Origin of the sequence: Paenibacillus daejeonensis DSM 15491, assembly GCF_000378385.1 — a bacterium.
GTDB classification, from domain to species: domain Bacteria; phylum Bacillota; class Bacilli; order Paenibacillales; family Paenibacillaceae; genus Paenibacillus_D; species Paenibacillus_D daejeonensis.
On sequence record NZ_KB899659.1, the window covers coordinates 995,156 to 1,007,474 of the forward strand.

Here is a 12,319-nt window from a genome sequence, read left to right on the forward strand (position 1 = left end):
TTTTCAATATTTTTATCTTCAAGCGGAAGTGAGCGGTGCAAGCAAGACCATGGTTCCTCGCGGGGTGTCGCCAAGCGCGTCTGGTTCGCGGGTAATGGCAATCGTATCGTAGTCGTCGGGAGAGAAGGTATAATACAACGCACCCGTGCCATTATAAGGCTTGAAGGTGCCCGCATTGACAGGCTGACCCTCCTTCAGCAACCAAACCTGGTACGCTTCTTCATTAGCAAGTGCAGGTAATTGCTCCGCCTGAACGATCAGATGCATGCCTTTGTCGTCAATGACGATGGTGGCCAATCCACGCGCGACGATATCACTTGTCGCTGGGTCCAGCTGAACGACGTTATTGGCAAGCAGCGTCGCACCCGGCTCATCCACGGTGGCCAGCAAGGCTTCCAGCTCGCGAACCTGCTCAGCTAACCGGTCGGATTCACCGCCTAACTCCCTTACTTGTTGGACCATCATACCGGAGAAGATGACAAGCGCACCCACCGCTGCAGCCAGTCCGCCGGTCAGCCAGCGGCCACCACTTTTTCTCGGAGCTGTACGAGGTGACGCTTCCGGTCTTGGTGCTGGTGTCGGAGGTGTCTGCGGTTGTTCGTCCTGTTGCAGAACATGGGCAAGAATGCGCGATTTCATCCCGGTCGGGGGCTCTACATCATCGACGGCCCAAGGCAATGTGTTCACAACCGGCATCCACCGATCCTTGAGCTCACGGTTGCAGTCGGCACATGATTTCAGATGCATTTTGAATTGTCTAGTTTCTTCGTCATCCAATGCACCCAGTGCATACAGCTCGACATTTTCACACGGATTTTGAGAATCTGTCATCGCCATGCCCCCTCCCTTCCCGCTTCTTCAAAACGTTTTCGCAACTGCCGCAGCGCCAATCGTACACGGCTTTTCACGGTTCCCAGTGGAATATCGTGCTGACTGGCAATTTCCTGTTGTGTATATCCTTTATAATAAATGAGCTCCAACACTTGCTTTTGTTCATCCTTCAGATCACGGATCGCCGCTTTCATCTGCTCGCCCAGCATGCGTTCCTCCACTACTTGTTCAGTAGAAGCCGATTCGGCTGCGCGCTCCCACGCATCCTCCTCATGCGCTTCGATAGGCCGTCTGCCGCGTTTGCGCAGCCAATCGATAGCCAGGTTGCGTGCAATTGCAAAAATCCATGTGCTGATCTTGCCTTGCTTGTCCCGATCCAAACCATGGGCAGCATTCCAAATCCGGACAAACAATTCTTGTACAACTTCTTCAGCTGCCATTGCGTCTTTCACCATTCGAATGACAAACGCATATACAGGCCGCTCGTATCGGTCGTATAATTGCTCAAGCGCTGTGCTGTCCCGTTTGGCGATTAATCCGATGAGCACCTCATCCGATATCGATTCCGGCATCGTAGTCCCCCTTCACGCACATCATCAATAATAATTCTAATCTCATCATACCCTGAGCGTGAAGACAAGTCCATTTGTTACGCGAAAAGCAAAAGCCGCCTAGGGGACAAGCTCCCTGGCAGCTTTTTCTGAGGCCTCATATTCTTCTTGCTGCTCCTGCTTCAGAGGGGCTCTCTTGTCGGGCAGCTTCCATCCAGTCTCAGCAGGCACAGCCGCATAACGTCTCCGAAATTCAGGCATGGACATGGCAATAATTCGAGGAATCAGGGTTTCCTTCTTCTCGCGTACCCGCTGATTGCCCCCGGGATGCAGCACGCGCAATAGCAGCTTAAGATACAGTCTGGTCATCCGGCTGAACAGTCCGGGCGGCAGGTCAATCGTGCTGAATCCAAACGACTGCGATCCGCGATTAATCATACTGATGCCGTATAGCCCTCTTACTTCCCGGAACTCCGGCTTGCCCGCCATCTCTGCCGCCAGCTTAGGCAGTGCCTTGCCTACCTCACGTACAACATAGATGGCCATACGCATGACAGATCCCGAGGAAGCCACAGTCTCAAATAGCTTGCGGTTGTCAAAATGCAGCTCTACGACTTCATCCCCGTCACGAATCGTTTCCCCGTCATCCAGACGGAGCTGGGGACCGTGGTACTTGCGAATCCGATAATGGAAGACCGCGTCGCCCTGCACCGGCTTAACCCGAAACACCCACTGAAATATCCGTTCCCAGGTCAGCCACAGAGCAACCGCTGCCCGTTTGAGCAGTCCCATGCGCGGCCGAGCTCCTCTGCTCTCTAGCTGCGTCCGCAGCCGTTCAGCATGACGTGCTCTACGCTGGTCCGAAACCTCGATCATTTCTTCGATTTGAACAAAACGGTAGCCGCGCTTCGCACCTTCTTGCAAGTAATGCTCTAACGCTTCCAGCATATGCGCAGGTGCATCATGGTCCGCGCCAAAGGTTGTGCCGCAATCATGCAGTAACAATACCTCGCCAGGTCTAAGCTTCTTCATCATCCGCTTCGTCAACCGCTTAACACCGACCCGCTTGCGCCAGTCATTGAACATTGCCGACCAGAGAATAATCTGGAGATGTCCAAGATTCGAGAAATCAAACAAATTAACAATTCCCCAAGGCGGCCGATAATAAAAAGAACGCGTCCCCGTGGCCTTGCGGATCACCTCAGAAGTCTGATGGATCTGACGCTTGACCGTCGCTGGCCGCATAAACCAATTCGTCTTGTGTACATAATTATGAATGCCGATAATATGTCCTTCATCGATCATCCTGCGCAGAATCTCGGGATGACGTTCCGCATTGGCTCCCACGACGAAGAACGTCGCTTTGGCATCGTAACGGGCCAACAGATCAAGCAGCTTCGGTGTATAGATCGGGTCCGGGCCGTCATCAAACGTAAGCGCAATCTCCCGCTCCGCTTTGCCGCGCTTGAATACCCGGAATCCAAAAATACGACTGATGAGACCTGGCAGAAAGGCGTAAAATGTCAAAATGTAAAAACCCAAGAGCAATAAACTCTCCATATGCAAATTCCCCACGATCCTGGTTACGTCCCGCGCCCCTTCTGCCGAGGCGCCTTTCGGGCATACCTAAATATTGTATCACACCTAACTATAAATAGGCATCATTTAAAAAGTATAGTACAATCATAATGATAATTCACGTTCAGGGAGGTAGAGCATGCTCACGTTTTACAAAAAGTACTGGCGCACGGCGTTTGATATCGCCCTGATCGCACTTACCGTGTATCTGATTATGTTCGCGTTCAGCTATCTGTACAAAATTGCGACGCCGGTGTTCTTGTGCTTCATTATATTCATGATCATTGAGCCACTGGCCAAGCGTCTTAACAAGCTGGGAATTAAAAAATCGATTGCCGCGGCGATTTCCATCCTGTTTTTTACAGTGATCATTTTGGGTGCCTTTGTTGGCGCCGGATTCGTACTCACCAATGAGATTACGTATCTGGTAGAAATGCTGCCCCAATACCAGCAGCAGTTCGGTGAACAAATTGCAGCCATCGGTACATACTTGACCGAACGCTATGAATCGCTGCCGCCGGATATTACAGAAAACTCGCAGGAGATCATTAACTATGTGACTACATGGGGCGCGGGTATAGCTTCTGGCTTCTTGACCGGAACAACCAAATTCCTGACCTCCTTCTCTTCGTTTTTAATCAACTTCGGGATCGGCATCATTTTGGCCTTTTTCCTTAGTATTGAGATTAAGGACTGGAGACGCACCGCAGAGGAGAAAACGCCAAAGACCTTTAAAAAAGCCTTCTACTTTTTGAAGGATAATGTCTTTAAGGGAATCGGGGTTTATCTGAAAGCTCAGTTCAAGCTGATTTCCGTGACGTTTGTCGTCATTCTGGTGGCGCTGCTCATTTTGCGGGTTGAAAATGCCTTTACAATCGCTACCCTGGCAGCCGTCTTCGATCTGCTGCCGCTGCTTGGTGTTAGCACAGTCTTCGTGCCGTGGATCGTATATCTCTTCATCGTCGGCCAGACGGGTCTGGCGATTTGGCTAACCGTGCTGCTGCTTGTCGTCTTGATTACGAGACAAATCCTCGAACCCAAAATCACCGGGGATTCGCTTGGCGTCTCCGCCTTCACGATGTTTGTGTTCATTATTATTTCCCTGTCACTGTTCGGAATTGCTGGTCTGATCATTTCACCACTGCTGGTCATTCTGCTCAAAGCATTGTACATGCAGGGTTATCTGCACCGCTGGATTCGAACGCCAATTAATGAATATGATGTGGAGCCTACACCGCCCCAAGATCCCGGTGGTCCGGATGCTCCCGCTGGCCCTGCCAATCAGGATCCTCCTCCACCACCGCCTACCACAGGTAACGGTCCTCTGCCCGTTAAGTAAACCTCAAGACCACAGCCCGTTGGACCAGATATACTGGTCTGACGGGCTGTTTTACTGGCTGGGGACATCATACTGGGCCAAGGTATCCATGATGGTACGGAACAGGCTCGTTGCCTGGTTATTCTCATGTGGCCGACGGTTCTCGACCAGCACGGCGACAGCATAACGCGGGGCCTGCACCGGGCCATACCCCGCGAACCAATGATGGTTCAGGGTCCCAGCGGCCCCATCCGTTTGAGCTGTGCCGGACTTGCCCGCTACCTGCCATAGCCCATCACGAATCGCTTTCCCTGTCCCCTCTGCTACTACAGCCTTCATACTGCGCAGCAGCACGGCTGCCGTTGCTGGTGCGATTTGTCCTTCTTTGGACGGAACAGCTTGCGAAGGCAGACTCATCATCTGTTGACCGTTGGCATAGCGAATCTCACTAACCAGTCTAGGCGCCAAGACATCCCCGCCCCGTAGCAGCGTCACGACCAGATTGGCAGCCTGGAGCGGCGTCATGCGGACGTCACGCTGACCGATCCCGGTCTGCGCCAGCTGACCGCCGTCACGTACGTAAGGGGGAGCCATAAAAACCGCTCCTGCCTGTTCCTCCTGCAGCAGCCGCAGCGGCTGCTTGAGTGGCTTCAGCGGCTGCTCCGTCGCCCAGCCGACTCTGCGGGCGATGCCAAGCCGATCAGCCGTCTGAAGCAGCTCCTCCCCGCTTAAGCGTTCGGCAATGGTGGCGAAGGCGATATTACATGAATGAGCCAGTGCGTCCTCTAGCGCCAGTATGCCATGCCCGCCCTCCTTCCAGCAGGAGAGACCATAACGACCGTATTGCCCGTTGCAATGAAAGGTCTCATGCGGATGCAAATGACCATGCTCCAAAGCAGAGGCGGCTGTAACCAGCTTGAACAAGGAGCCTGGGGGCTGTGCAATCAAAGCATGATTAGCCCAATCTGTACCCGATTGAACAGGGTGATCGGGATCAAAGACGGGTCGTGAAATCATAGCAACAATATCTGCCGACTGCGCATCCAGTACAACGACCGCCCCTTCCTCCAGGCCCGCCTCATCTACGGCCGTCTCGAGCTGATTCTGGAGGTTTAGGTCAAGCGTCGTTCGGATGTGCAGGGGGTAATACGGATTGCCCGGCTGTCCGACACGCATATCCAACCCGTGCATCGGCACACGCCTGCCGTCTACATAGTGGGAAACCACAGATCCTCCCAGTCCTCGCAGCAGAGGCTCCAGCGACCGTTCAAGTCCAGCACCGCCAATCTTGTCATCCAACTGTATTCGGCCGGCAGCCAATAGTCCGGCATACTCATCCGCAATCCATTCGGGGTGCTGACTAATAAACCCAATCGCATGCTTAGCCTCAAAATCATCACGATAACGGCGTTCGTAAGGGAGCACGCGGAGCCCGTCCAGTTGCAGCTGGCCGAGCGCATCCAGTTGGCGGGGAGACAAGGCTAACGGCTCCTTGCTCCCGGGCTCATGCCAGAACGTCGGCTCTTTCAGCTGAGAAAGCCAGTTCAGCAGCTGATCCTGTTTCACTTCCAACACACCGGCCAACTGCTCCAGCTCGGATGGCGTCCCCCACGTCCCGTACCGCACAGGGAATGCGGCCAGCGCTTGAATCGTCTCTCCTGTGATTGGAGTTCCATGCCTGTCTGTAAAATGACCGCGCCCGCTGGAAAGGACAATGGCTTTTTCCCGCTGGTGGACCGACTCGCCGCGCCAATGATCGCCATTTGTGCCAGGAATAACAGAGGGCATCCACTGCAGCCAAGCCAGTCTCCCGATAAGGAGACCGGCAGCAAGCAGTGCTCCGAGAGCAATTCCTGTCAGCCTTCGCCTCATTCTATTCCTCGTATGGGCTTTGCGTGAGTGTTCTGGATGCAGCATTTCGGGCACCCCCTCTAGGTTTCGCTAACTTCATCCATAGTATGGACATTATCGGACATGCCTAAGCTTGTCTCTCCCACTCTTTCGACAATAAAAAACCAGTGCAAGCCAGGGGCCTGCACCGGATACTAAGCTAAGCAGCAATCAGTCTATTGTAAAACGAGACAGCGACTCTCTGAGACCGTTGGACACTCCCTCCAGCGTATCTGATAGCCGCACAAGCCCTTCGCTAATACTTAACTGTTCAGTGCTGAGAGAAGCCACCTCTTCCGAGGTAGCCGAGGACTCCTCTGCGACGGCGCTGACACTGCCCATGGCTTCCATCAGCGTGGTCTGGGACTCATCCAGCTCGCCGATCGATTGCGTTACCGAGTCCAGACGGTTGACAAATGCAGTCATCTGATTTTGCACCGAATAGAATAGCTGATTGGCTTCCTTTACGGAGACGATCTGTTCCTGGAGAATCGGATAAGCCTCAGACAAGACGCCAACCGTTTCATCAATCTCTCGCTGAATCGTCTCGGTAATCTGACCGACAATATCAATCGATTGACGGGACTGATCCGCCAATTGCCGGATTTCATCAGCGACAACCATGAAGCCGCGTCCCGCTGCTCCCGCCCGAGCTGCCTCGATCGTGGCATTGAGCGACAAAATATTCGTTTGCTTGGTCAGGTTGTTCAGTACCTCAAGGATCTTCCGAATCGAGCCTGTGCTTTCCTTGAGCTTGTCGACCTTGTCGACCATGGAACGGGTCATTTCCTCGGTAAGTCCCGTCTTCTCGATCAACAAGTCCATATAATGCGTACCTTGTTCACTGGATTGCTGTACGCTGCTCGCCGAGACGACCATCTCGCTGTTCGCCACGATGACTTGCTTCATCTGACGGCCGATATGCTCCGTTAAATCGCTACCCCGCTCCGCTTCCATCGCAAGGCTGGTCGCCCCGCCGGCAATCTCTTCCGTAGCTACTGCAATTTCCCTGGCAGAGACCGCGGTTTTTTTGGAGGAGTCGCCAAGGGCTTCAGCCGTTTGCAGAACATCCGTCGCCGACTGATAAGCCTGACTCGCCAAGGCGGATATCTGCGTCATCATCTGGTTGAAGCTCTGAGCCAGCTGTCCGATCTCATCGCTCTTGCGCAGCGAGGACCGTACAGTTAAATCTCCACGTTCCCCGCGGGTCATGAGATCCCGCAGCTGACGCAGCGGCAAAGCAATCATTCGAACAACCATATAGCCGATGCCTAGTGCCAGTAGCGACGCTAGCACGCTTGCAATGATTGTGATCTCCCGGATTTGCTGGGCATCCTTGACCAACTCATTTACGGGAATCTCGCCGAGCAGCCACCATTCCACACCTTGAAGTTTCTTAAACACAGCCAATACTTGATCATTCATTTCATTCTGGGACCTCAGTGCAAACGGACCGTCTGCTTTTTGATTCTCATCAAACAACACATGGTTGGCTGTCCCGAGCTCCTCCGTACCATCCGTGTAGATGATTCTACCTGCTTCATTAACAATCTTGATCTCACTGCCACTACCAAGTACTAGTCCGGATAGCAGTTCCTGCAGCTCGCTGTAACGAATCTCCAGCAGCAGGACGAATACATTCTGCTTATTGATGTTATTTCTTACCAGCCGCGCTACACCAATCGTCGGTTCGCGAGAGACACCGCTGATGCCCTCTACTTCTGATGGCAACCAGAGCGGCTGGCCTCCCCGCTCGATCACCTCAGGAAACCATGATGCCTCCTTTAGCGCCGCATAATTCACCTCTGCGGCACCGCTGCCTATTCCGTTAACCCCTTCGTTTAATGGGATCAGATAGCCTGCCTCAATCGCTGAACTGGCCATCAACACCGAAGTGAACTTGCTCCGTACCTGTCTCCCTGCCTCAAAAAGAATCATGGTGTCGGTATTGGGGTTGTTCAATGTTCTCAAGCTGGACTGAACTTCAGCATCAAATATAAATTGCATCGTGGTTGCATTGAGATTATCAAAAAACAAATCAAGCTTGCTTGCCGCTTGATTCACGGTTTGCATGCTGGCATCTGCCACCTTATCCTCAATAATCTGCCTGGAAATTTGGTAGGATAATATACCTACAGTAACAACGCATACCAGAATGCTGCCAAAAATAATTAAAAACAGCTTCGTGCCGACAGACCTGCCTACCAACCCTGATCGGGAATACTTCACCGTGTGCCACCACTTTCCAATTTATAATTGTTAGGTTTACTTACGTACAAATAACATTTATAATTGGTTTATCGGCACGGAATAGGACTTTTGTAACAATAAATATCAAAAAATGCTTTTCTGATCCTAGCCGGATCAACAAAGCACGTCGTTTCCACCATATTTATCACGTTTGTTGTCAGGTATAACGTTATGAATAAAAAAACCGGTCAGGCTGATAGCTTGCCTGGACCGGTTTTTGATGGTTAGTTAATCTTGAAACGAGACAACGATTCTTTGAGGCCGTTGGAGACGCCTTCGAGTGTATCCGATAGTTGTACAAGTCCTTCACTGATACTTAATTGTTCGTTACTGAGAGAAGCCACTTCTTCCGAAGTTGCCGAGGACTCCTCTGCGACGGCGCTGACGCTGCCCATCGCCTCCATCAATGTGGTCTGTGACTCATCCAGCTCGCCTATTGAATGTGTTACGGAATCCAGACGATCTACAAAGGCTGTCATCTGATTCTGCACAGAATAAAACAGCTGGTTGGCTTCCTTCACGGAGACAATTTGTTCTTGGAAGATTGGATATGCTTCAGACAAGACGCCAACCGTCTCGTCTATCTCACGCTGGATCGTCTCTGTGATCTGACCGACGACATCAATCGACTGCCTTGATTGATCCGCAAGCTGACGGATCTCGTCAGCGACGACCATGAATCCTCTTCCTGCGGCACCCGCGCGAGCTGCCTCGATCGTCGCATTGAGCGATAGAATATTCGTCTGCTTGGTCAGATTATTCAGCACTTCAAGGATCTTGCGGATCGACCCTGTACTGTCTTTCAGCTTGTCGACCTTCTCCACCATCGAGCGGGTCATTTCCTCTGTCAGGCCTGTCTTCTCAATCAGCAGATCCATATAACGCGTGCCTTGCTCACTGGACTGCTGCACGCTGCTCGCCGAGACAACCATTTCACTATTCGCGGCGATGACATGCTTCATCTGACGACCGATATTATCTGTCAAATCACTGCCCCGCTCGGCTTCCATCGCCAGACTGGTTGCTCCCCCAGCAATCTCTTCCGTCGCCACTGCAATCTCCTTGGCAGAGATGGCTGTTTTCTTGGAGGAGTCGCCGAGTGCCTCTGCGGTCTGCAGGACATCAGTTGCAGACTGGTAAGCCTGACTTGCCAGTGCAGAAATCTGTGTCATCATCTGATTGAAGCTCTGGGCCAGCTGACCGATTTCATCGCTCTTGCGGAGTGAGGATCGGACGGTTAAGTCTCCGCGCTCTCCACGGGTCATCAGGTCTCGCAGCTGACGCAACGGCATCGCAATCATCCGTACGACCAGGTAGCCAATGCCAAGCGCCAATACGGCCGCAACCAAACTGGCAATAATGGTAATATTCCGAATCTGTTCTGCATCCTTGACGAGCTCGGATACCGGAATTTCGCCAAGCAGCCACCAGTCCATATTGCGGAACTTCTTGTACACTGCGAGCACTTGGCCATTGGTTTGGTTATGGCTCGTAATAGAGAACGGCCCATCCGCACGTTCCTCTTCCTTGAAATGCACCTCGTTGACTACCCCGAGCTCTTCCAGATTCTCGGTGAAGACCAAGTTGCCTGCTCCATCGACCATCTTGATGGCACTGCCTGTTCCCAGCTGCAGCCCAGACAGTTGAGACTGCAATTCACTGTATTTCACTTCTAGCAGAAGGACGAACATATCTTGGTTGCTGTTGGTGCTCTTGACCAGACGGCTGACGGCCAGTGCCGGTTCATTCAGTGCGCCTCCGACACCTTTTGCCGCGGAGGGCAACCAGACCGGCTGACCGCCGCGCTCAATGACCTGCGGGTACCAAGACGCTTCCTTGACAGCTGCAAAATCCAGATTACCCGTTCCGCTGCTAATTCCGTTCAAACCGTCCTTGATGGGTATCAAATAACCTGCCGCAATCATCCCATTAGACATCAACATGGATTGAAACTTGCTATCAATTCGTTTGATGGCTTCGAACTGCTCATAGGCATCTTGATTAGTATTGTTGAGCGTGTTTAAGCTGGATTGAATATCATTGTCGAAAATAAGCTGCATCGTCAAATCATTAATGTTCTGGAACATCAAGTCGAGCTTGCTGGCGGCTTGAGTAACCGTTTGCATACTTGAACTTGCCACTTTGTCTTCAATAATATTTTTGGAGATCTGATAGGAAAATGTACCTACCGTAACAACACAAATTAAAATGCTGCAAAAAATAAGCAAGAACAGCTTCGTGCCTACTGATTTTGTAATGAATCCACCGAAGGACCTCTGCCCATTACCGGATGCGGACTGCTGCTTTTCAGGCTTGGCGCCCTTTGTCTCCTTACGCGTATTGGACAACTTTGCTTTTGTTTTCTCTACCCATTTCACAATGTGACACCACCTGGTTAGTATGATCGACTGCTACGTTTACAACTACTTCATATATGTACAATTAGAATATCGGCAAATACCGGGACTTTTGTAATAGGAAATAAAAAACTCTTCTCCCAATCCATGAAAAAGAATGAAAGAAGAGCGTAACCAGATATGTCATTATATTGAACTCACTTGTTGATTCGCTTGCGCATCATATCCATGGGGCGCACAGGATGCTCTGTACGCAGCCGGACCAGCTGTAGCGGATGTCTTGCCGCATTCAGAGGCTCACCTTGATCATCTGTCAATTCACCAACGATTTGCTTGAAGAAGCCCTCCGGTCCAAAAAATTCGATTTCTTGCCCCGGCTTGAAGTGATTGCGCTGCTGAATCGTTGCCCAGCCCGTGGCTGGATCGTAATCCATGACCACGCCTGCAAAGTCGTAAGGCGCCGCCTTATCCTCTGCCTCATAGATATGGTCCTCTGCCCCCGGCGTATCAAAGAAAAAACCGGTGTTGAGCGGACGATTGGCCGCTTTATTAATTTCTTCCACCCATGCCGGGTTTAATTCATAGCTGTCGGGATTCTCGAAATACGTATCGATCGCCTGCCGGTAGGCATTCACGACCGTAGCGACATAGTGAAGACTTTTCATTCGTCCTTCAATTTTAAAGCTGTCCACGCCGGACTCGATCAAAGCAGGCATATGTTCAATCATGCACAGGTCCTTGGAGCCCATCGTAAACAGGTCTTCTTCGTCTACCGCTCCCTGCTCTGGGACATGCAGGTCATACTTCCAACGACACGACTGACAGCACCCGCCGCGATTGGAATCCCGGTCTGTAAAATGATTGGACAATACACAGCGGCCTGAAAAAGAAGAACACATCGCCCCGTGGATGAATGCTTCAATTTCGATATCCACATTCGCTTTGATTTCTGCAATTTGCTCAAGACTGGTCTCCCGACCAAGGACGACACGCGGCAGACCTTCATTTTTCCAAAACTGCACCGCTTGCCAATTAAGAGTGGATTGCTGGGTACTCAGATGTACCTCCAGCTTCGGGGACACGCGCATCGCTGTCTCCACAATCAGCGGATCCGCCGCAATAATGGCTGCAATTCCAGCGGCCTCTAGCTCGCGGAGATAGTCTTCCAGGCCTTCGATATCTTCGTTGTGCGCATAAATATTGGTAGCGACGAACACTTTGGCACCATAGCGGGCAGCAAATTCTACACCCTCACGCATTTCATCAAACGTAAAATTATCGGCGTTGGAGCGAAGTCCGTATTTCTGGCCACCGATGTAGACGGCATCCGCACCATAATGCACGGCATATTTGAGCTTCTCCAAATTCCCAGCAGGCGCCAGCAGCTCAGGCCGCTCCAAACGATGGCGCTTGCCTTTCAAACGGGGCAGCACTTCTGTAGCCATATCCCGGCTCCTTTCTTATTAATTCTAAACAAGGCTGCCCTCAACGTATGAGCCTACAGTCACGGATCGATCTTACGATCGCTGTTGTCCCCAGATTTC

8 protein-coding genes are annotated in these 12,319 nt (G+C 51.7%); 1 reads left to right on the forward strand and 7 read right to left on the reverse strand.

The annotated features are described in order from the left end of the window. Positions 1–18: 18 nt before the first annotated feature. The 3 genes from F556_RS0104995 to F556_RS0105005 form a co-directional block, all read right to left on the reverse strand. Positions 19–831, reverse strand: coding sequence for an anti-sigma factor (locus F556_RS0104995; protein WP_020615808.1), 813 nt, complete (start codon positions 829–831; stop codon positions 19–21). Next, a complete protein-coding gene (locus F556_RS0105000; protein ID WP_020615809.1) occupies positions 828–1,403 on the reverse strand; it encodes an RNA polymerase sigma factor in 576 nt (191 codons plus the stop codon). Before F556_RS0105000 ends, F556_RS0104995 begins: the two co-directional genes overlap by 4 nt. A 99-nt stretch (positions 1,404–1,502) precedes the next feature. Then, the gene (locus F556_RS0105005) at positions 1,503–2,942 is read right to left on the reverse strand and encodes a polysaccharide deacetylase family protein (RefSeq protein WP_020615810.1); all 1,440 of its coding nucleotides are present in this window, start codon (positions 2,940–2,942) and stop codon (positions 1,503–1,505) included. A gap of 157 nt (positions 2,943–3,099) precedes the next feature. Here F556_RS0105005 and ytvI point away from each other — a divergent pair, with 157 nt between their 5' ends. Further along, positions 3,100–4,299 carry a sporulation integral membrane protein YtvI gene (gene ytvI, locus F556_RS0105010; protein WP_020615811.1) on the forward strand — a complete coding sequence of 400 codons (1,200 nt, stop codon included), beginning with the start codon at positions 3,100–3,102 and terminating at the stop codon, positions 4,297–4,299. 51 nt (positions 4,300–4,350) lie between these two features. Here the strand turns inward: ytvI and F556_RS0105015 are convergent, their stop codons facing one another. The 4 genes from F556_RS0105015 to F556_RS0105030 all read right to left on the reverse strand — a co-directional run bounded on the left by F556_RS0105015 (position 4,351) and on the right by F556_RS0105030 (position 12,220). Next, entirely contained in the window at positions 4,351–6,150 is a 1,800-nt protein-coding gene (locus tag F556_RS0105015) for a peptidoglycan D,D-transpeptidase FtsI family protein (protein WP_040715891.1), read from the reverse strand. 189 nt (positions 6,151–6,339) lie between these two features. Then, on the reverse strand, positions 6,340–8,397 hold the full coding sequence (locus F556_RS0105020; protein WP_020615813.1) for a methyl-accepting chemotaxis protein: 2,058 nt from the start codon (positions 8,395–8,397) through the stop codon (positions 6,340–6,342). A 245-nt stretch (positions 8,398–8,642) separates the two neighbouring features. Further along, positions 8,643–10,796: a methyl-accepting chemotaxis protein gene (locus F556_RS0105025; protein ID WP_020615814.1), complete on the reverse strand. Its 2,154-nt coding sequence runs from the start codon at positions 10,794–10,796 to the stop codon at positions 8,643–8,645. A 176-nt stretch (positions 10,797–10,972) separates the two neighbouring features. Next, positions 10,973–12,220, reverse strand: a complete 1,248-nt coding sequence (locus F556_RS0105030; protein ID WP_020615815.1) for a peptidase U32 family protein — start codon at positions 12,218–12,220, stop codon at positions 10,973–10,975. Between the last annotated feature and the right edge of the window lie 99 nt (positions 12,221–12,319).